This window comes from Mesorhizobium sp. LEGMi-168a (assembly GCF_058312955.1).
Map to the genome: position 1 here is coordinate 22,331 of NZ_JBZEGV010000015.1, position 19,072 is coordinate 41,402.

General features: G+C 64.2%; 19 protein-coding genes. 2 read left to right on the forward strand and 17 right to left on the reverse strand.

Going from position 1 to position 19,072, the window contains the following annotated elements:
* Positions 1-138: 138 nt before the first annotated feature.
* Together AC4FWB_RS19640 and AC4FWB_RS19645 are read right to left on the reverse strand one after the other, a co-directional pair.
* Positions 139-1,494, reverse strand: coding sequence for an ABC transporter substrate-binding protein (locus AC4FWB_RS19640; RefSeq protein ID WP_491027919.1), 1,356 nt, complete (start codon positions 1,492-1,494; stop codon positions 139-141).
* Positions 1,491-1,745, reverse strand: coding sequence for a hypothetical protein (locus AC4FWB_RS19645; RefSeq protein WP_491027920.1), 255 nt, complete (start codon positions 1,743-1,745; stop codon positions 1,491-1,493). Before AC4FWB_RS19645 ends, AC4FWB_RS19640 begins: the two co-directional genes overlap by 4 nt.
* A gap of 111 nt (positions 1,746-1,856) precedes the next feature.
* Between AC4FWB_RS19645 and AC4FWB_RS19650 the strand changes: the two genes are divergently transcribed.
* Entirely contained in the window at positions 1,857-2,879 is a 1,023-nt protein-coding gene (locus AC4FWB_RS19650) for a LacI family DNA-binding transcriptional regulator (RefSeq protein ID WP_491027921.1), read from the forward strand.
* Positions 2,880-3,082: 203 nt separating this feature from the next.
* Here AC4FWB_RS19650 and AC4FWB_RS19655 read toward each other — a convergent pair whose 3' ends face one another.
* From AC4FWB_RS19655 to puuE, 15 genes are all read right to left on the reverse strand, one after another.
* Positions 3,083-4,555, reverse strand: a complete 1,473-nt coding sequence (locus tag AC4FWB_RS19655) for a S8 family serine peptidase (protein ID WP_491027922.1) — start codon at positions 4,553-4,555, stop codon at positions 3,083-3,085.
* Positions 4,545-5,213, reverse strand: coding sequence for an anti-sigma factor (locus AC4FWB_RS19660; RefSeq protein WP_491027923.1), 669 nt, complete (start codon positions 5,211-5,213; stop codon positions 4,545-4,547). Before AC4FWB_RS19660 ends, AC4FWB_RS19655 begins: the two co-directional genes overlap by 11 nt.
* On the reverse strand, positions 5,210-5,776 hold the full coding sequence (locus tag AC4FWB_RS19665; RefSeq protein ID WP_292427481.1) for a sigma-70 family RNA polymerase sigma factor: 567 nt from the start codon (positions 5,774-5,776) through the stop codon (positions 5,210-5,212). Before AC4FWB_RS19665 ends, AC4FWB_RS19660 begins: the two co-directional genes overlap by 4 nt.
* Positions 5,777-6,057: 281 nt before the next feature.
* Positions 6,058-6,897, reverse strand: a complete 840-nt coding sequence (locus AC4FWB_RS19670; RefSeq protein WP_491027924.1) for an alkaline phosphatase family protein — start codon at positions 6,895-6,897, stop codon at positions 6,058-6,060.
* A gap of 196 nt (positions 6,898-7,093) precedes the next feature.
* Positions 7,094-8,749: an ABC transporter ATP-binding protein gene (locus tag AC4FWB_RS19675; protein WP_491027925.1), complete on the reverse strand. Its 1,656-nt coding sequence runs from the start codon at positions 8,747-8,749 to the stop codon at positions 7,094-7,096.
* A complete protein-coding gene (locus tag AC4FWB_RS19680; RefSeq protein WP_491027926.1) occupies positions 8,749-9,573 on the reverse strand; it encodes an ABC transporter permease in 825 nt (274 codons plus the stop codon). The genes AC4FWB_RS19675 and AC4FWB_RS19680 overlap by 1 nt, the downstream gene beginning before the upstream one ends.
* A gap of 12 nt (positions 9,574-9,585) precedes the next feature.
* The gene (locus AC4FWB_RS19685) at positions 9,586-10,545 is read right to left on the reverse strand and encodes an ABC transporter permease (protein ID WP_491027927.1); all 960 of its coding nucleotides are present in this window, start codon (positions 10,543-10,545) and stop codon (positions 9,586-9,588) included.
* 17 nt (positions 10,546-10,562) lie between these two features.
* Positions 10,563-12,149, reverse strand: a complete 1,587-nt coding sequence (locus AC4FWB_RS19690; RefSeq protein WP_491027928.1) for an ABC transporter substrate-binding protein — start codon at positions 12,147-12,149, stop codon at positions 10,563-10,565.
* Positions 12,150-12,298: 149 nt separating this feature from the next.
* Positions 12,299-14,284, reverse strand: coding sequence for a CocE/NonD family hydrolase (locus AC4FWB_RS19695; RefSeq protein ID WP_491027929.1), 1,986 nt, complete (start codon positions 14,282-14,284; stop codon positions 12,299-12,301).
* 79 nt (positions 14,285-14,363) lie between these two features.
* A complete protein-coding gene (locus AC4FWB_RS19700) occupies positions 14,364-14,777 on the reverse strand; it encodes a type II toxin-antitoxin system MqsA family antitoxin (protein WP_491027930.1) in 414 nt (137 codons plus the stop codon).
* 1 nt (position 14,778) lies between these two features.
* Positions 14,779-15,084: a type II toxin-antitoxin system MqsR family toxin gene (locus tag AC4FWB_RS19705; RefSeq protein ID WP_491027931.1), complete on the reverse strand. Its 306-nt coding sequence runs from the start codon at positions 15,082-15,084 to the stop codon at positions 14,779-14,781.
* Between the two features lie 49 nt (positions 15,085-15,133).
* On the reverse strand, positions 15,134-15,727 hold the full coding sequence (locus AC4FWB_RS19710) for a nucleoside deaminase (RefSeq protein WP_491027932.1): 594 nt from the start codon (positions 15,725-15,727) through the stop codon (positions 15,134-15,136).
* A gap of 17 nt (positions 15,728-15,744) precedes the next feature.
* Positions 15,745-16,236 carry an ureidoglycolate lyase gene (locus AC4FWB_RS19715; protein ID WP_491027933.1) on the reverse strand — a complete coding sequence of 164 codons (492 nt, stop codon included), beginning with the start codon at positions 16,234-16,236 and terminating at the stop codon, positions 15,745-15,747.
* Entirely contained in the window at positions 16,233-17,093 is an 861-nt protein-coding gene (locus AC4FWB_RS19720) for a bifunctional allantoicase/(S)-ureidoglycine aminohydrolase (protein WP_491027934.1), read from the reverse strand. Before AC4FWB_RS19720 ends, AC4FWB_RS19715 begins: the two co-directional genes overlap by 4 nt.
* A gap of 10 nt (positions 17,094-17,103) precedes the next feature.
* Positions 17,104-18,528: an allantoinase PuuE gene (gene puuE, locus AC4FWB_RS19725; RefSeq protein WP_491027935.1), complete on the reverse strand. Its 1,425-nt coding sequence runs from the start codon at positions 18,526-18,528 to the stop codon at positions 17,104-17,106.
* Positions 18,529-18,696: 168 nt separating this feature from the next.
* Here puuE and uraH point away from each other — a divergent pair, with 168 nt between their 5' ends.
* Positions 18,697-19,071 (forward strand): hydroxyisourate hydrolase, encoded by a 375-nt coding sequence (uraH, locus tag AC4FWB_RS19730; protein ID WP_059189542.1) that lies wholly within the window; start codon positions 18,697-18,699, stop codon positions 19,069-19,071.
* Position 19,072 lies beyond the last annotated feature (1 nt).

The following is a 19,072-nucleotide window of genomic DNA, read 5'->3' on the forward strand; positions in this document are numbered from 1 at the left end:
CTACGCACTTTTGGGCGACATGCATTATTCGGAACAATCGAGACGCGAAGGCTTCCGGCGATTGCCGCCGGTCGGATCCGGGCCGTGGCCCGGATCCAGTAGGAGGATCAGTAAGTCTGTCTTGCCGCCACTAGCGGCTTACTTGATGGCATCCCAGCTTTTCTGGATGTCGGCGGCGACGTCCTGCGCGGACTTGCCGCCGACCAGGTCGATCATGCCGGTCCAGAAAGAACCCGCGCCGATCTTGCCGGGCATCAGGTCCGAGCCGTCGAAGCGGAACGTCGAGGCGTTGGCCAGGATGTCGCCCTGCTTCTTCAGCGCCTCGCTGGCATAGGCTTCCTTGTTCACCGCCTTGTACGGCGTCACGAAGCCGCCCTGGGCCATCCAGATCTCATGCGCCAGCGGCATCTTCAGGAAGTCGATGAAGGCCCGCGCGCCTTTGGAATCCTTGGTGATCATCACCAGCGTGCCGGCGCCGAGCACGGGCGTGCCGAGATCGGGCTTGGAAGCATAGGGCGGATAGTAGAAGAAGTCGGCGTCCTGGCCGATCTTGGTGCCTTCCGGGAAGAAGGTCGGGATGAACGAAGCCTGCTTGTGCATGTAGCACTTCGGCGGCACCGAGAAGAGGCCCTTCGGGCTGTCGCGGAAGTCGGTCGCCGCGACCGCCTTGGCGCCGCCGTCGACCATCTTGTCGTCGGTGGCGATCTTGCCGAAGATGTCGATGGCGTTGACCACGGCCGGGTCGTTGAACGGTATCTCGTTCTTCACCCACTTGTCGTAGACGTCGGGCGTCTGGGTTCTGAGCATGATGTCCTCGACCCAGTCGGTCGCCGGCCAGCCGGTGGCGCCGCCGGAGCCGAGCCCGATGCACCAGGGCTTGCCGCCATCTGCGATGATCTTCTTTTCGAGGTCGGCGAGCTCTTCCTGCGTCTTCGGCACCTTGTAGCCGGCTTCCTCGAAATTGTCCGGCGAATACCAGACCAGCGACTTGACGTCGGCCTTATAGGGGAAGGCGAAGAAGCCGGGCTTGCCGTCCTTGTCCTTGAAGGTGCCGAGGTCGACCCAGGACTGGCCAGCGCCGTAATTGTCCTTGATCCATTTGGCGGTGTCGTCGCCGAGCGGGGTGAGCAGGCCCTTGGAAGCGAGGTCCTGGATCAGGCCGGGCTGCGGCAGCACGGCGATGTTGGGCGGGCTGCCGGCCTGGGTGTCGATGACGATCTGCTGTTCGTAATTCTCCGACGAAGAGTATTTGATCTCGGCGCCGGTGGCTTCCTGGAAGTATTCGAGAACGGTGCGCACCAGGCCCTCGTCCTCGCCGCGCCATGGCCCGAAGATGGTCAGCGTCTCGCCCTTGAGGTCGACTTTCTTGAGCTCGTCATAGTTCGCCCAGTGGAAGCGCGGGTCCTCGCCCGGCTTGAACTTCAGTTCGGCTTGCGCCGGCAGGCTAAAGGCGAGCGCGGCGAAAGCGGCGCCCAAGAGAAGCATCTTCTTCATCGCAAATTCCTCCCAGTGGTCAAAACAGTTCGGACGAAACCTCCATCCCGTCCGCCGACGCCCGCGGAACTGTGACTCAGCGAGAAGGCAACCGCAACCTTTCGGAGAGTCTTCCAAAGCGCTTTGGCTTTTTTGATCTCGCCATTGAATTGATCCGAAGTCAAGAGGGTTACGGTGCTAATCGATTTAAATTCCTGCTCGATCAGCCGAAAAGTGCGTTGCAGCATGCTTTTTTGGCGCTGCAGCAGCAATTTTCACTTCAAACTGCCTTGAGGCGTCACTAAGGTCATTCTGTCTGGCGACGGCGCCAGCAATCATCGGATCGATTCAAATTTAAAGCGCTTTGAGGCCGGAGGCCTCCGATGAACCTCAAGCAACTGTCGCACATGCTGTCGCTCTCCCAGACCACGGTGAGCCGGGCGCTCAACGGCTACCCGGAGGTCAACGAGGAGACGCGGCGCCGCGTGATGGATGCCGCCAAGCGCCATGGCTATCGGCCCAATCCCAGCGCGCGGCGGCTGGCGACCGGCAAGTCGGGCATGATCGGCTACGTGCTGCCGACCGGCACTGCCGTCGATATCGACCCGCATTTCGTCGAGTTTCTTTCCGGCCTCGGCGACTATGCCCGCTCGCACGAGCTCGACCTCGTGCTGTCGCCGGCCGACGCCGACGACCAGGAGACGACCTATCGGCGCATCGTCGCCAACCGGCAGGTCGACGCCGTCTACATTTCCTCGCCGCGCCCCTCCGACCGGCGCCTGGCGCTGGTCAACACGCTGGGCATCCCCTTCATCGTCCACGGCCGCAGCGAAGGCTTCGACTTCGACTACCCCTATCTCGATATCGACAATGAGGGCGCCTTCCACGAGGCGGCGCGGCTGCTCATCCAGCTCGGACACAGGCGACTGGCGCTGATCAACGGCGACGACCGCGAGACCTTCGCCATCCACCGCGAGCGCGGCATGCGCCGGGCGCTTGCCGCGAGCGGGCTTACGCTTGGCGAGCGTCACATCTGCTCGCTGACCATGACCGAGGAAAACGGCTATCGCGCCGCCCGCCGCCTGCTCGAAGAGAGCGAGGCGCCGACGGCGATCGTCTGCTCCAGTCTCATCATGGCGCTCGGCGTCGTGCGCGCCGTCCGCGATCTCGGCCTCACCATCCCGGGCGACCTCTCGCTGGTCGCCCATGACGACGTCTTTCCCTGGCTGCGGCCCGAGAACTTTCCGGTACCGCTGTCGACGACGCGTTCCTCGATCCGGCTCGCCGGCGCGCGCGTCGCCGAGCGGCTGGCCGCGCGGATATCGGGACTGGAAGAGGGGGCGCGCGGCGAGGTCTGGCCGGTGGATCTGGTAGTGAGGGGATCGGTCGCGGGGGCGCCGGTTTAAAGATCGTGGCGGCACGCGGGCGGAGTGTGGCGCCGGTAATCTCCCCCCTTGAGGGGGAAATGGCCGCGAAGCGGTCAGAGGGGGTCGGTCCGACTGGGCTCGACCTTCCGCGCCAGATGGAGGTCGGCATTTACGCGCGGCGACCCCCTCTGTCGCCTTCGGCGACATCTCCCCCTCAAGGGGGGAGATTTGGCCGCTTCGGCCTACTCCTTCGCCACCCCGGCCGCCTTGATATCCAGCAGCCCATAGCCGAAATCATTGTCGCGCCCCTTCGGGCCGAGGTCCTTGGCCGTGGCGGCGAGCGCCTTCTCGATCTCGTCGGCCGAGCGGTCAGGTGCTGCATGGATCAGGTTGGCGATGGCGCCGGACACGATCGCGGCGGCGAATGAGGTGCCGGTCACCACATCGGAGCCGGCGCCGCTCGGCGCCACCATTTCGACGCCTGGCGCCGAGATGAAGACGTAGGCGCCGCGATTGGCCTGCGGCATCAGCCCGTCCTTGGCATCGGTGGCGGTGACCGCGATGACGCCGTCGAAGGCGGCCGGATAGCCGTAGGGCGCCTTCGGGCCGTTGTTGCCGGCGGCCGCGACCAGCACCATGCCGAGCGCGCGGGCATTGCGGCAGGCGATACCGAGCAGGTCGTTCTTCGGTCCGACGAAGCTCATATTGATGATGCGTACGTCCTGTTCGGCCGCCCAGTCGAGCGCCGACAGGATGACGTCCATGGTCGACTTGCCGCCCTCGAAGGCGCGCGCGTGGTAGATCCTGGCGCCCGGCGCCATGCCCTCCAGCGCGCCGACGCCGGCGATCAGCCCGTCGACCGAGGTGCCGTGGTCGCGCTTTTCGATCGGCACGTTCGGCATGGCGTCGAACTGGTCGGCGATCACGCCCTTCAGCGCCGGATTGGCGTCGTCGATGCCGGTGTCGATGACGGCGACACGGACATTCTCGCCGCTCGCGTTCTTGGAATCGAGCGCGATGCGCTCGAACGCATAGTTCACGATGCCGGCGGCCTGCTGCAGCGAATAGATGTGGTTCGGCTCGCGCCGCTGCGTGCGGCCGTCGGCGGCAAGCTGCGCCAGCACGACGCCGACCGGCCGCCCGTCCAGAATGCCGTAGCGCACCAGCGTGGTGCCGAGCAGCCGCGACTGGCGCTCAGACCGCACCTGCAGGCCAAAGGAATTGGCGATCTGCTGCACCGCAGCCGCATCGCCGTTCACCGTCACCAGCACTTCGTCGGGCACGAACTCGCCGCTGACCGCGCGCGGCGGCGCGGCGAGATTGAGCCCGGTGGGCGGCGTGACAGGACCGCTCGGCGCAGGAGGGGGCGTCGCGCTGCCTGAACCGCCCGATGTTGGCGATCTGTTCGGTTGTGTCGGCGTGGGCGGGGCGGCGCTGGCCGGCGGGTTCGGGAACAGGTCGACGATCAGCGCCGGCATGAATACAGCACCGCCTGCAGCGGTGCCCGCGCCTGACTTATCGCCGCTATTCTTGCCGTCGCCGTTCCCAGCGCCGCTGTCCTTGCCGCAATCGGCGCCGGCCGCCGTCGTGCGGTTCAGGCAGTCGACCTGCTTCTGCGAAAGGTTGGGGTCGTTGGTCTGCGCGAAGGCTGGCGCGGCGACAAATGCCGCCGCCGCGAGGAGTGCCGCATGAAGAACGACCGCCTTAGCCGCCATCGACCGGTCTCCTTCCCTGCACCACAGCCTCCGCGAAAGGCTGGGCGGCAATAAGGCCGACCAGCTTGTCATAGTCGGCGGCGGTGCTCGCCGGGATGGTCAGGTGGAAGACGCCGTCGGCGCTCGGCCCGCCGGCGATCTTTAGCCCGTTCTGGCCGAGAAAGGCGGCGATATCCGACATCTTGGCGTCCGCCTTGAATTTCACCAAAGCGAAGGGCAGCTTCGCAAGATCGTCCTGCGCACCGGCGATCTCGAAATCATTGCCCTTGCCGCCCGGCCGCTCGAAGGATTGCACCACGACGAGCGCCAGCAGCGCCGCGGCCGCCGCCCAGGCGACGCCGGCCGGCATCGCCGTCACACGGCCGAAGATCTTTGCCAGCCAAGATTGGCCGGCAGGCGCGCGCGCCGGGCCCGCCTCGGCGTCGAGCGCCCTGGCAAAGCGGGAGAGCGCATCGGCCGGCGGGCGGATCGCCTCGTTGGCGGCGGCGGTGCCGGAGAATTCGGCTTCCGCTTCGCCAAGGGCGGCAAGCGCCGCAGGGTCGGAAGCCAGCCATTCCTCGACGGCCTCCAGCTCGGCGCCTTCCAGCGAGCCGTTCAGGTAGAACGGCAGCAGCGTCTCCATCTCGTCGCGGCGCGACATCTTCTCAGCGGCGCTCATGGCCACCCCCTGTCGTAACCGGCCGCCTTGAGCGCCTCGCCGAGTTTCTTGCGGGCGTAGAACATTCTCGTCTTGACGGTGGCGACCGGGATGTCGAGCACCTCGCCGATCTCGGTCACCGACTGTCCATGGTAATAGGCAAGGTCGATCACCGTGCGGTGTTCTTCCGGCAAGGCATCGACGAAGCGGCGCAAGGCGGCGGCCTTGTCCTCCTTCATGGTGACGACTTCCGGCGTGTCGGCGCTGTCGGGGACTTGCGCCGCGTCGTCGTCGTCGATCCAGTCTTCCTTCTTCTTGCGCAGCAGGGACAGCGCCTTGAAGCGGGCGATGCCGAGCAGCCAGGTCGAGACTTCGGAGCGGCCTTCGAAGCCCGGCGCCTGGCGCCACAGCTCGAGAAAGACCTCGTTGGTGATATCGTCGGCCATCATTTCCGATCCCGTCTGGCGCGCCACGAAGCGGTAGATCCGCGCGTGGTGACGCATGAACAGGAGCCGCACGGCGGCCCGGTCGCCCTTCGCGACCCGGTCTACAAGCGCGCGATCGGTTTCGGTCGCCGCGTTCATGGCCGGTCGAGCCGCCTGGCTCCTCGTGGCTGTGTCGCTGGTCGGTCCAAAAAGGTTCATCCTCCGCCAAGGAATTTTCGGAAGCTAACCGAAGAAAGAGAGCGTTGCCAGTGGGCAGGGCTTCCCCTTCTCCCCTTGTGGGAGAAGGTGGATCGGCGCGCAGCGCCGAGACGGATGAGGGGCAGGCGACGGATCGCCGTCATTGCCAAGCTGGAGCACCCCTCATCCGTCGCCTTCGGCGACACCTTCTCCCACAAGGGGAGAAGGGAAGATCGCGGCATTCACTCCAAAAACACCTTCGCCTTCATCGTCTCGGGTATCGCCACGCCAAGCCGGCTCAACACCGTCGGCGCGAGCTGCAGCTGGTCGAGCAGCGTGCCGTCCTCGGGGCCCTTTGCCGGGCCGAAATAATAGAGCGCGAAATCCTGCATCTCGTCATCATGCCCGCCGTGATGGCCGCGGTTCGTCTGGCCGTGGTCGGCGGTGACGATTACTTCGTAGCCGGCTTCGCGCCAGCCGGGCAGGAAGGCGGCGAGCATGCCGTCCATCGCGTAGCAGGCATGGTCCATCTCGTGGCAGTCATGGCCGAAGCGATGGCCCATGGAGTCCAGTGTGCAGGTGTGCAGGATGCCGTAGTCGATGCCGTGGCGGCGGGTCAGCATGGTCAGCGTCGCGAACAGGTCGACATCGCTCGGCGTCATCTGGTTCTTGAGATTGTAGCCGGTCATGGTGTGGAAGCGGCCATGCGTGATCGGCCCGCCGGGCTCGTCGAATTCCATGTCCTCGACCAGGTCGAATGGATAGGAACGGAAGAATTCCGACCAGTAGGAATGGGTCACAGCACCCGTCTTGCCGCCGGCCTTGCTGACCTCCGAGAAGATATCCGGCTGCTCGACCCGGAAGCGGTTCTCGTTGGACAGGATGCCGTGCACCTGCGGCGTGACCCCAGTGTGGATTGATGCATAGCAGCAGGCCGAGGTCGACGGCAGCACCGAGCGCATCTTCCACACTTGCGCCTCGCCGGACTGCGCCCAGCCTTCGAGATTGCCCATCAGCCGGCGCCAGTTCCGGTAGGGCACGCCGTCGAGGATGATGAGCAGCAGTTTGGATTTGAGCGCCACGGGCGGCTCCATGCGGTCTTGCGGGAGAGATCAGCATCGAGGGGTCGGCCGATCCGACCACGTCCCAGAAATGCAGAGAAGAAGAGCCAGCCCTCAAGCGCGTCGCATTGAAACGGAGTCAGTCGACGCGCTTTAGGTCGTTGTTTTTATGCATGTCGTTGCCCCAAAACCGCTGCACACTTTTGGGCGACATGCATCAGTTGCCGGCGCTCTCCATGCGGCGGCCGGCGATCGCCGTCTCCAGCCAGCCGATCTCCATTTCGGGCACGGAAGACAGCAGAAGATCGGTGTAGGCGTCGAAGGGCGGCGTCAGCACCTTGCTCTTGGCGCCGTAGCGCACCACCTCGCCGCGATACATGACCGCGATCGAATCGGCGATCGACTTCACCGTCGCAAGGTCGTGGGTGATGAACAGATAGGCGACCTTCTCGACCGCCTGCAGGTTGAGCAAGAGCTTGAGGATGCCGTTGGCGACCAGCGGGTCGAGCGCAGACGTCACCTCGTCGCAGATGATCAGCTTCGGCTTGGCGGCAAGCGAGCGGGCGATGCAGACACGCTGCTTCTGGCCGCCCGAAAGCTCCGCCGGATAGCGGTCGATGAAGCCCTTGCCCATCTCGATCTCGTCGAGCAGCTCGGCGACGCGCCTGTCGCGCTCCCGGCCTTTCATGCCGAAATAGAATTCCAGCGGCCTGCCGATGATAGTGCCCACCGTCTGGCGCGGGTTCATCGCCACGTCGGCCATCTGGTAGATCATCTGCAATTGGCGCAGATCCTCTTTCGGCCGGTCGGAAAGCCTGTTGCCCAGCGTGCGGCCGTCGAAGACGACGCTGCCTTGCTCCGGCGGCAAGAGGCCGGTGATGGCGCGCGCCAGCGTCGACTTGCCGGAGCCGCTCTCCCCGACCACGGCCAGCGTTTGGCCCGGATGGATGTCGACCGAGACGTTCTTCAGCACCTTGACGGCGCCGCCGCCATAGGCGGCCGTCACGTTCTTCACCGACAGCATCGGCGTTGTGCCGGGCTGCTGCTCCTTGTGTTCGATCTCATGCACCGAAACCAGCGCGTTGGTGTATTCCTGGCGTGGCTCCTTGATGATCTGGCGGGTGCCGCCCCATTCGACCAGACGGCCGTGGCGCAGCACCATGATCTCGTCCGATACCTGCGCCACGACGGCAAGGTCGTGGGTGATGTACAAAGCCGCAACATGGGTGTCGCGGATGGCATCCTTGATCGCTGACAGCACATCGATTTGCGTCGTCACGTCGAGCGCCGTGGTCGGCTCGTCGAAGACGATCAGGTCAGGCTCGGAGCAAAGCGCCATCGCCGTCATGACACGCTGCAGCTGGCCGCCGGAGACCTGGTGCGGGAAACGCTCACCGATGGTTTCGGGATTGGGCAGGCTGAGCTTCTTGAACAGCGCCACGGCGCGTTTCTCGGCCTCGGCCCGGGTGGCGGTGCCATGCAGGAGCGATGCCTCCACCACCTGGTCCATCAGCCGGTGCGCCGGGTTGAAGGCCGCCGCCGCCGATTGCGCGACATAGCACACTTCGCGGCCGCGCAGCCTGCGAAAACCTTCCTTGCCGCCTTTCAGGATGTCGCGGCCGTTGAGGATGACCTCGCCGCCGGTGATCCGCACGCCGCCCCGGCCATAGCCCATGGAGGACAGGCCGATGGTCGACTTGCCGGCGCCGGATTCGCCGATCAGGCCGAGCACCTTGCCCTTTTCCAGGGTCAGCGAGACGTCGTGGACAAGGGTGATGGTCTTCGGCGCTTCGCCCGGCGGATAGACGGTCGCCTCGATGCGCAAATTACGGATATCGAGCAGAGGGGTGGACTTTGCCTTGCCGTCAGCCATCAGCCGCGTCCTCCCTTCAGGCTCGTCGTGCGGTTGAGCACCCAGTCGGCGACGAGATTGACCGAGATCGCCAGCGCCGCGATCGCCGCCGCCGGAATAAGCGCCGCGGGAATGCCGAACACGATGCCGTCCTTGTTCTCCTTCACCATGCCGCCCCAGTCGGCGTCCGGCGGCTGCACGCCGAGGCCGAGGAAGGACAGCGTCGACAGGAAGAGCACGGCGTAGATGAAGCGCAGCCCGAGTTCCGAGACCAGCGGCGACAACGCATTGGGCAGGATCTCGCGGAAGATGATCCAGCCGCTGCCTTCACCGCGCAGCTTCGCGGCTTCGACATAGTCCATGACGTTGATGTCGACGGCGACCGCGCGCGACAGACGATAGACGCGGGTCGAGTCGAGGATGCCCATCACCAGGATCAGCGTCACCAGATTGGACGGCAGCACCGAGAGCACGACGAGGCCCATGATCAGCGTCGGGATCGACATCAGCAGGTCGACGAGGCGCGACAGGATCGTGTCGTACCAGCCGCCGAACACCGCCGCCGAGAAGCCGAGGATGGCGCCGAGCGAGAAGGACAGCGCCGTCGCCAGCACGGCGATGAACAGCGTGATGCGGGCGCCATAGATCATGCGGGACAACAGATCCCGGCCGAGATTGTCGGTGCCCAGCCAATGCGCCGACGACATCGGCTCCCACACGTCGCCGACGATCTCGGCATTGCCATGCGGCGCGATCCAGGGCGCGAAGATCGCCGCCAGAACGAAAAGCCCCGTCAGCACCAGGCCGATCAGCGAAGGCAGGGGAATGCGTCTGATAGCCAGCATATCCGCCGCCCCTTATTTCGGATGCCTGAGCCGCGGATTGGCGACGATCGCCGCAATGTCCGCAATGATGTTGAGGCTGATATAGACAGCGGCGAAGATCAGGCCGACCGCCTGGACGACGGGAACGTCGCGCTTGGTGACATGGTCGACGAGATACTGCCCCATGCCCGGATAGACGAAGATCACCTCGACCACGACGACGCCGACGACGAGATAGGCGAGGTTCAGCATGACCACGTTAATGATCGGCGCGATCGCGTTCGGGAACGCATGCTTGCGGATGACCGCGAAAGCCGAGAGCCCCTTGAGCTCCGCCGTCTCGACATAGGCCGACTGCATGACGTTGAGGATCGCCGCGCGCGTCATGCGCATCATATGGGCGAGCACCACCAGCGTCAGCGCCGCCGCCGGCAACGCGATCGCCTGTATGCGCTCACTAAAGGGCATTCCGTCATAGACGGTGGAGATTGCGGGAAACCATTGATGCTGAACCGCGAAGTAGAAGACCAGCAGATAGCCGATGAAGAACTCCGGGAACGAGGTCGAGGCGAGCGCCAGGCCGGAGATCAGCTTGTCGACCCAGCCGTTGCGATAGCGCACGGCGATCAGCCCCAGAGTGATCGCCAACGGAATGGCCACGATCGCCGCCCAGAAGGCGAGGAACAGCGTGTTCCACAGCCGTGACTTGATCGATGTCGCGATGTCCTGCCCGCTCGACATGGCGGTGCCGAGGTCGCCGGTCAGCACGCCGCCCAGCCAATGGAAATAGCGGATATAGGCAGGCTGGTTGAGCCCGAGCTGCTCGCGCAGGTTGGCGAGCGACTCCGGCGTCGCCGATTGCCCGAGAATGGCTTGCGCGACGTCGCCGGGCAGGATCTGGGTGCCGGCGAAGATCAGGACCGAAACGGCCAGCAGAAGGAGGATGCCCAGCGCAATGCGCTGGGCCACCAGTTTCACGATGGGTGAGGACATCTCCGCAAGGCCGGACCTTAGGCTTCCAGCCAGCACTTCGCCAGGGCGTAGCCGTTCGACAGTTCCTGATGCGGATCGTCCACCCAGCCGGCGACCTTGGGGCCCGTCGCGTCGATGAACTGGTTGAACATCGGCAGGATCAGGCCGCCTTCGTCGCGCACCATGACGGCCATGTCGTGGTACATCGCCTTGCGTTTGGCCTCGTCGAGCTCGGCGCGGGCAGCCAGCACCATCTTGTCGAAATCCGGACGCTTGAAACGCGTGTCGTTCCAATCGGCCGTCGACAGATAGGCGGTCGAGTACATCTGGTCCTGGGTCGAGCGGCCGCCCCAGTAGGAAGCGCAGAAGGGCTGCTTGTTCCAGACTTCGTTCCAGTAACCGTCGCCTGGCTCACGCTTGATCTCGAGCTTGATGCCGGCCTTGGCCGCACTCTGCTGGTAGAGCTGGGCCGCGTCGACGGCGCCCGGGAAGGCGACGTCCGAGGTCCTGAGCAGGATGGAACCGTCGTGGCCCGACTTCTTGTAGTGGAACTTGGCCTTGTCGGGATCGTATTTGCGCTGCTCGATCTCGGTGAACAGCGGGTAGGACGCATTGATCGGGAAGTCGTTGCCGAGCGAGCCATAGCCGCGCAGCACCTTGTTCAGCATCTCCTCGCGGTCGATCGCCAGCTTGAGCGCCATCCTGAGGTCGTTGTTGTCGAACGGCGCCGTGTTGCAATGCATGATGAACACGTAGTGGCCGGGACCGGCGTGGTTGCGGATGGTAACGCCCGGCACGCGCTTGATCAGGTCGACGATCTTCGGCTCGACGCGGTTGATCATGTTGACCTGGCCGCCCTGCAGGGCCGCCGTGCGCGCCGTCGCGTCGTTGATGACGACGACTTCGATCTGGTCGGCATGGCCCATCTTGTCGCCCTGCCAGTAGTTGGCGAAGCGCTCGCCGACATGGCGCACGCCAGGCTCGTTGACCTTGACCTTGTAAGGGCCGGCGCCGATGCCGGCATCGGGCTTGTCCTTGCCGCCGTTCGGCTGGACGATCAGGTGGTAGTCGCTGAGCAGGTAGGGAAGGTCGGCATTCGCCTCCTTCAGCGTCAGCACCACTTCCTTGCCGCTGGCCTTGATGGTGTCGATGCCCTTCATGTAGCCGAGGGCGCCGGACTTGGACTTCTCGTCCGAATGGCGTTCGAGCGTGGCGGCGACGTCTTCGGCGGTCACCGTCTTGCCGTTGTGGAATTCGACGCCGTCGCGGATCTTCAGCGTCCAGGTCTTCCCATCGTCCGAACCGCCGATTTCCTCGGCGATGCGGTTCTCGAGCTTGCCGTCGGGCGACAGCTCGACGATCATTTCGCCCCAGCACTTGCCGAAGGCGAACGGCACCTGCGTCATCATAAGCGCCGGATCGAGGCTGTTGGTGGATTCACCGCCGACCAGACCGGCCTTGAGCGTACCGCCCTTGACCGGGCCGGCGGCTCGGGCTGCACTCGAAAGCAGCGAGTTGGCGAAGGGCGCGCTGACGCCGAGCGCGGCGGCGCGGCCAAGGAAATCGCGGCGGCTGAGCTTGCCGGACGCGACGCGGCGGCTGAGATAGTCGAGTTCGTTAGACATTTATGGTTCCTCACTCTGATGGTTCGACCTTACGGTCGTTTCTTGTTTCTTGTGAGGATAATGACCGCAACGGAAAGCTGTAAGCAAGACCGAATGCGACATGCCGTGGCGTAAATGGCGCGTCGCATTTGGACCAATCTTGCCAGCGCTCACACGAGGGCGCGCGGAACCGCCTGCTCGAAATCGCGCTCGAACACCAGATTGTCACCCTCATAAGCCTCGATTCTGGCGCTGAGGATGAAGTTCTGCGCGTCTGAGCGCATGTCGGCGAAGGTCTCGGTCCGCACCGACCATTCATTCCGCGACAGGGTCTGCGTCCAATGGGTGCTGCCTGTCGCCGACTGCGGATCGTCGGGATGGATCGCCCAGGTCTCCCGGACGATGCTGCCGTTGACGAGCCCGTGCGCGAGGTCGCGCACCTCGCCGAAATCGTCCGTTATGGAAAGCGTGACGACGCCGGTCTTCTCGTTGCCGTCGACATGGCGCTCGGAATTGGTGGGCCTGATCGTCTCGGTCGCCCAGGGTGTGGCGCCTTCCGGTTCGGGGAAGGAAATCTCGTCGCCCTTGGCCAGCGGACGCAGCGGCAGCTTGAGCGTCGCCGCCGACAATTCGAGCGTCACCGGCTCCGGCGATGGCCAGATCATTGGCCAATAGGCATTGGAAACGGCGATCCGCAGCCGATGGCCGGCCGGCACCCGATAGGCGCATTGGTCGAGCACGACGCGGGCCGACACCCTCTCGCCGGGCACCAGCGCTTCAGGAAACTCATGCGAGTTGCGATGCGTGAGGTTGAGCACGCCATAGGAGATCAACTCCGAGGCGCCGTCGGGATGGACGTCGCAGAGCCGCACCGCGATGTTGGCCTGGGGACGGTCCGAGGCAACCCTGACCTCAAGCTCCGGCGCGCCGACAATGTCGATCGCCTCCTTAAGCTCCAACTGGTCGAAGCATACCGAAAGCGCATCGTCGGGACGCTGATCGCCCGGCAGCTCGGGTCCGAAGGTGAACGGAAAATATTCGCCGCCGGCAAGCCCGCAGCTCTGCGGCGAGGCGACGATTGCCGGCTTGGCGCCGCCCGGAATGAGCTCGATCGCTTCAAGCTTGATGTTCGGCGACGGCCATTCCTGTTCCGCTACCCAGCGGCCAGGCCGCTCCGGGTGCCAGCGGGCCGGCCGCACGCTGTCCATGACATAGGCGCGGTAGTCGGGGTCGGTCTCGACGCCGGTCTCGGCGCCCTTCAGCCAGCGGTCCCACCAGCGCAGCGCCTCCTGCAGGAAGCCGATGGCTGGATTGGGTCCCGCATAATGCGGGTATTTGTGGATCCAGGGGCCGACGATGCCTTTCACCGGCGACTGGATGTTGGTGACCAGGTGCGAGATCGTGTTGCGGTAGCCGTCATGCCAGCCGCCGATCGACAGCACCGCGGCATGAACAGCCGAAAAATCCTCGCGGATCGAGCCGCGCTTCCAATAGGCGTCGCGATGCTGGTGGCTGAGCCAGAGCGGCAGGAGAAAGGGCTGGTTCTCCAGCCGGTTGAGCCACAGGTCGCGCCAGCGGTTGCCGCCGGCGATCAGCGGATCCGGCGGCCGCGACGAATAGGAGAGCATCGTCGAGGCCCAGCCGAAGTTTTCCAGGAGCAGGCAGCCGCCCTTGTAGTGGATGTCGTCGGCGTAGCGGTCGACAGTCGAGCACAGGCTGATCACCGCCTTCAGCGCCGGCGGCTGTTTCGCCGCCACCTGCAGGCAATTGAAGCCGCCCCAGGAAATGCCCATCATGCCGACATTGCCGTTGCACCAGGGCTGCGCGGCCGCCCAGGCGATGACGTCGCAGGCGTCCTGCAATTCCTGCTCGGAATATTCGTCGTCCATCAGCCCTTCGGAATCGCCGTTGCCGCGCATGTCGACGCGGATCGAGGCGTAGCCGTGGCCGGCGAAATAGGGATGGGTCAGCTGATCGCGGAAGATGGTGCCGTCGCGCTTGCGGTAGGGCAAGTGCTCGAGGATCGCCGGCACCGGATCGTCGGCCGCGTCTTCCGGCATCCAGACGCGCGCCGACAGCCGGCAGCCGTCCGGCATGACGATGCCCATGTCGGGAAATTCAATTACCTTGCGGGGAAATTCGGTGACCGTTTTCATGGCGGGCATAACGCTCCGCCGCGTGGCGACTTTCAATCGCCATTCGCGACTGGAGCATCAAAAAAAGCGACCTGGGCCGTTAGCGCAATTCGTCCAGCAATTCGGGGTGCTTTTCCAGCAACGTCATGAGCTGGATGGTCGGGCCGCTTGGCTCGATTAAACCTCGCTCGTATTTGTCAAAGGCATTCTCGCCGACCTTGAACAAGGATCCTGCCTCGCGTTGCGACAGCTTGAGCTTCGCACGCATGCGCCGGATGGTTGCCGGGGCCGGCACACCGTCGATCTTTTCCTTGAGAATGCGCAGGGCAGCGTCGACCGCAGCCATGTCGTCCCCGACATGCACGCCTTCGCCCTCGGATGCCGGATAATAACCCGGCAGATCGACAACCATGCTTTCACCCTTATACGCCACAGTGAACGGGCGTACTCCGCGAGTTAGCGTCTCTCCGGTTTCGGGAGAGATCATGGTTTCATTGGTTTGTCTTGCTGCCATGTCATTTCTCCTTGAACGCCATGACCGTAAATTCGGTCACGACATCCGCTTGGAATTTCACATAGAGGAGAATTCCGCGCGCCGGCACATGATAGACATCCTGCCAGACCCGGTGATCCGCGAAAGTCGTCATCGATTTCACGAACATCTTGCGCGTTATGCCGCCGATCACCTCGACAATGCCGGAGCGATCGAAACCGAGTCCAACCGCGTCACGCAATGCTGACGTTGTGATCGCCAATGTATCGACAGACCCGAATGTCGTCTTGATCGCATCAAGATCGTAAGTGGGCCTGCGCTTCTCCATAACTTAATGTGCCACCATAAAGGTGGTAATTCAAGGCAGAAAAAACAGCTCAGTTCAACGGAATATCGTTCTCGTCCTTGCTGGCCTGATAGGCGCCGGAGAGCTCGTCGTAGCGCGCCGAGATTCTCCCGATGCGCGCTTCCAACCGCCTACGTTCGGCTTCCGGCAAAGCCCGCACCAGCCGGCGTATGGAAAAACTCTTCCAATAGGCGTTCTCGGCATTGTAGCCGCCGGGGTCGAGGGTGAAGACCTCTTTCAGGATCTTGAGATCGTGCGGGATGGCGAAACTGTCGCGCGAATCCTCATGGCTGAAGAGGTAGTAGAAATTGTCGAAACCGGTCCAGGTGATCGCCGACAGGCAGAGCGAGCAGGGCTCGTGCGTCGCGAGAAACAGCGCATCCTTCGTGTCGACACGCTCGGCCTTCGGCATTTCGTAAAAACGCTTCAGGCAATGCACCTCGCCATGCCAGAGCGGGTTTTCGATCTCGTTGTTGGTCTCGGCCAGCACCAGCGAGCGGTCGTCCTTCCTGAGGATCGCGGCGCCGAACAGCTTGTTGCCATGGGCAACCCCTTCGGCGGTCTTCGGCACGATGTCGTACTCGATCACGTCGAGCAGGCGGTCGATCAGCGAGATGTCGGTCATGGGAGAATCGATTGTGTTCAAGGAAGGTGGATCTCGTAGGGGTGCGAGAAATGGCACTCTTCGAGGTTGGAGCCATCGCCGCCGCGGTCGACGATCAGGAAATCCTGCTCCTCGCCGATTGGCGTCAGCACGCCGTGCCAGAGGTTGCGCCGGTAGTTGATGCCCTGTCCGGGCGCGGTGATGAAGGCATGCGGCTCGCCCGGACCGTCCTCGGTGTCATGGCAGACGACGACCAGGAACGGGCGCGGCGACAGCGGGATGAAAGCCTGGCTGCCGAGCGGGTGACGCTCGACCATGGTAAGCTTCAGCGGCATCTCGTAGGGTGTGCCGCGCACCATCGAGATCAGCACCTTTGCGTTCGGCCCGGTCGCCTCGGCGGTGGCGAGGTCGTGGTAGCGCATCGCCTTGCCGCCATTGATCGGGTAGCGGTTGTCGCCGCCCATATCGATGACGTCGCCGAAGGGTGCGAAGTTTTCGCGCGTCAGCGGCTTGGCGACGATGCGGGTCACCGCGCGTGACCTCCAAGGGCGCCGCCAAGCTTGGCATGCCGGTTGACGTCCTTGTAGAGCAGGTAACGGAAGTTGCCGGGACCGCCTGCATAGCAGGCTTGCGGGCAGAAGGCGCGCAGCCACATGAAGTCGCCGGCCTCGACCTCGACCCAGTCCTGGTTGAGCCGGTAGACGGCCTTGCCTTCGAGCACATAGAGCCCGTGCTCCATGACATGCGTCTCGGCGAAGGGGATGACGGCGCCGGGTTTCAGCGTGACGATGGTGACATGCATGTCGTGGCGCATGTCGGCCGGGTCGACGAAACGCGTCGTCGCCCAGCGCCCCTCGGTGCCGGGCATCGGGCTCGGCGCAACGTCCTGGTCGCTGCTGAAGAAGGCTTCCGGCTCGTCGAGGCCGTCGACGGCTTCATAGGCCTTGCGGATCCAGTGGAAGCGGACAGCATCGCCGCTCTCGTTGCGCACCGTCCAGCCGCTTCCCGGCGGCAGGAAGGCGAAGCCGCCGGCGCGAAGCACATGCTTCTTGCCGGCAAGCGAGACGGCGAGCTCGCCCTCGACCACGAACAGCACCCCTTCGGCGCCGGCATCGAGCTCGGGCCGGTCGCTGCCGCCGCCGGGCAGGACCTCGACGATATATTGCGAAAAAGTCTCGGCGAAGCCCGAGAGCGGCCTTGCGATGATCCAGGCCCTCGTCTTGTCCCAGAATGGCAGCGGGCTGGTGACGATGTCCTGCATCACCCCTTTGGGGATGACGGCATAGGCCTCGGTGAAGACGGCGCGGCCGGTCAAAAGCTCGTTCTGGCCGGGATGGCCGCCATGCGGCGCATAATAGGTTCGCTCGGCCATTTTCATCATATCCATGTGTTGAAGCCTATAACGGGAGCATGTCTTTCAGCCGAAGCAGCGCGATGCGCTCGACCTGTTTGCAGGCGGTTTCGAACTCGACGCCGCGGCTGTTGCCGATGCGTGCCTCGAACTCCGCCATGATCTGGTCCTTGGTCTTGCCCTTGACCGCGATGATGAAGGGGAAGCCGAAAGTGGTGACATAGGCGGCGTTGAGTTTCGAGAACAGCTCGCGCTCCTTGTCGGTCAGCGCGTCGAGCCCGGCGGAGGCCTGTTCCTTGGCCGATTCCGGCGTCAGGCGCTTGGCCGCCGCCAGCTTGCCGGCGAGGTCGGGATGGGCGTTGAGTACGGAGAGCCGCTCCGCCTCGGTCGCTGCGCGGAAGACACGGCAGAGCGCGTTGTGCAGGCCGCCGGCGCTGTCATGCGCCGGCCCAAGCTCCAATTCGTAAGCGCGCTCGACGATCCATGGCGAATGCTCGAAGACGCCGCCAAAGGCATGAACAAAAGCCTCGAACTCCATCCGCGACGGGCGCAGCGCCGGCGCCTGGTAAGGATGCGTCTCGCGCCAGTGTTTTGCGATGTCGATGCGCCGCGTCAGCCACACCTTGTCATGCGACTTCACATAGTCGACGAAGCGCTTCAGCGCCGCCACGCGGCCCGGACGGCCGACCAGCCGGCAATGCAGGCCGATATTCATCATGCGCGACCGCCCCGCCTTGCCCTCGGCATAGAGCGTGTCGAAACTGTCCTTCAGATAGGCGAAGAACTGGTCGCCCGAATTGAAACCTTGCGGTGTGGCAAAGCGCATGTCGTTGGCATCGAGCGTGTAAGGGATGATGAGCTGCGGCTTTTCCAACCCGTCGCGGTCGAACCAGTAGGGCAGCTCGTCGTCATAAGTGTCGGAAACGTAGTCGAAGCCGCCTTCCTCGGCGACGAGCCGTACGGTGTTGACCGAGGTGCGGCCGGTGTACCAGCCGGTCGGGCGCGCGCCGGTCACCTCGTAGTGTAGCCGGATCGTCTCTTCGAGGTCGCGCCGCTCGTCCTCGGCGCTGTGGTCGCGATAGTCGATCCATTTCAACCCGTGCGAGGCGATCTCCCAGCCGGCTTCCTGCATTGCAACGACCTGGTCGGGCGAGCGCGCCAGCGCGGTGGCGACGCCATAGCAGGTCACCGGCACCTCGGCTTCGGTGAACAGCCGGTAGAGCCGCCAGAAGCCGGCGCGGGCGCCATATTCGTAGATCGATTCCATGTTCCAGTGGCGCTGGCCGACCCACGGGGCGGCGCCGACGATCTCCGACAGGAAGGCTTCGGAAGCCTTGTCGCCGTGCAGCACACAGTTCTCGCCGCCTTCTTCGTAGTTGACGACGAACTGCACGGCGACATGCGCGCCGCCAGGCCATTTCGGGTCCGGCGGATTGGCCCCGTAACCGCGCATGTCCCGTTCGTAACGCATTGTCGCTCCTGCCCGATTGTTGGGATGAAGATATCGAAAGGAGTGCCTCAGCATTCCCCCGAAAATTTTTGAAAGTGCTTTTTGCCGCACTCCGCTCGACCGGGACTTATGCATCGCCTTTAATTGGCGCACAATTGACCTGAAACTGTACCGGGATGGGAGGCGCCAGTGGCAGAAACGTCGAAAGCCGATGGCGGGCGTCTGACGACCCATGTGCTCGACACCGCGACCGGCAGGCCGGCAAAAGGCCTCTCGATCGAGCTCTTTCGCATCGAGCGCCAGGCTCGCACGCATTTGAAGACCGTCACCACCAACGATGACGGCCGCTGCGACGCGCCGCTGCTTGCCGGCGCCGATTTCCGCACCGGCGAGTACGAACTGGTCTTCGCCGCCGGCGACTATCTGCGCGGGCAAGGCATCGGCCTGCCGCAGCCTGCCTTCCTCGACATCGTGCCGATCCGTTTCGGCATGGCGGAAGAGCGGCATTATCACGTGCCGCTCTTGATTTCGCCCTACGGCTACTCGACCTATCGCGGGAGCTGAG

Excerpts from the sequence above, each read along its gene's own strand:
- AC4FWB_RS19640 (WP_491027919.1), bottom strand. The coding sequence starts at position 1,494 with ATGAAGAAGATGCTTCTCTTGGGCGCCGCTTTCGCCGCGCTCGCCTTT.
- AC4FWB_RS19650 (WP_491027921.1), top strand. The coding sequence starts at position 1,857 with ATGAACCTCAAGCAACTGTCGCACATGCTGTCGCTCTCCCAGACCACG.
- AC4FWB_RS19655 (WP_491027922.1), bottom strand. The coding sequence starts at position 4,555 with ATGGCGGCTAAGGCGGTCGTTCTTCATGCGGCACTCCTCGCGGCGGCG.
- AC4FWB_RS19660 (WP_491027923.1), bottom strand. The coding sequence starts at position 5,213 with ATGAGCGCCGCTGAGAAGATGTCGCGCCGCGACGAGATGGAGACGCTG.
- AC4FWB_RS19665 (WP_292427481.1), bottom strand. The coding sequence starts at position 5,776 with ATGAACGCGGCGACCGAAACCGATCGCGCGCTTGTAGACCGGGTCGCG.
- AC4FWB_RS19675 (WP_491027925.1), bottom strand. The coding sequence starts at position 8,749 with ATGGCTGACGGCAAGGCAAAGTCCACCCCTCTGCTCGATATCCGTAAT.
- AC4FWB_RS19680 (WP_491027926.1), bottom strand. The coding sequence starts at position 9,573 with ATGCTGGCTATCAGACGCATTCCCCTGCCTTCGCTGATCGGCCTGGTG.
- AC4FWB_RS19685 (WP_491027927.1), bottom strand. The coding sequence starts at position 10,545 with ATGTCCTCACCCATCGTGAAACTGGTGGCCCAGCGCATTGCGCTGGGC.
- AC4FWB_RS19690 (WP_491027928.1), bottom strand. The coding sequence starts at position 12,149 with ATGTCTAACGAACTCGACTATCTCAGCCGCCGCGTCGCGTCCGGCAAG.
- AC4FWB_RS19695 (WP_491027929.1), bottom strand. The coding sequence starts at position 14,284 with ATGAAAACGGTCACCGAATTTCCCCGCAAGGTAATTGAATTTCCCGAC.
- AC4FWB_RS19700 (WP_491027930.1), bottom strand. The coding sequence starts at position 14,777 with ATGGCAGCAAGACAAACCAATGAAACCATGATCTCTCCCGAAACCGGA.
- AC4FWB_RS19705 (WP_491027931.1), bottom strand. The coding sequence starts at position 15,084 with ATGGAGAAGCGCAGGCCCACTTACGATCTTGATGCGATCAAGACGACA.
- AC4FWB_RS19710 (WP_491027932.1), bottom strand. The coding sequence starts at position 15,727 with ATGACCGACATCTCGCTGATCGACCGCCTGCTCGACGTGATCGAGTAC.
- AC4FWB_RS19720 (WP_491027934.1), bottom strand. The coding sequence starts at position 17,093 with ATGGATATGATGAAAATGGCCGAGCGAACCTATTATGCGCCGCATGGC.
- puuE (WP_491027935.1), bottom strand. The coding sequence starts at position 18,528 with ATGCGTTACGAACGGGACATGCGCGGTTACGGGGCCAATCCGCCGGAC.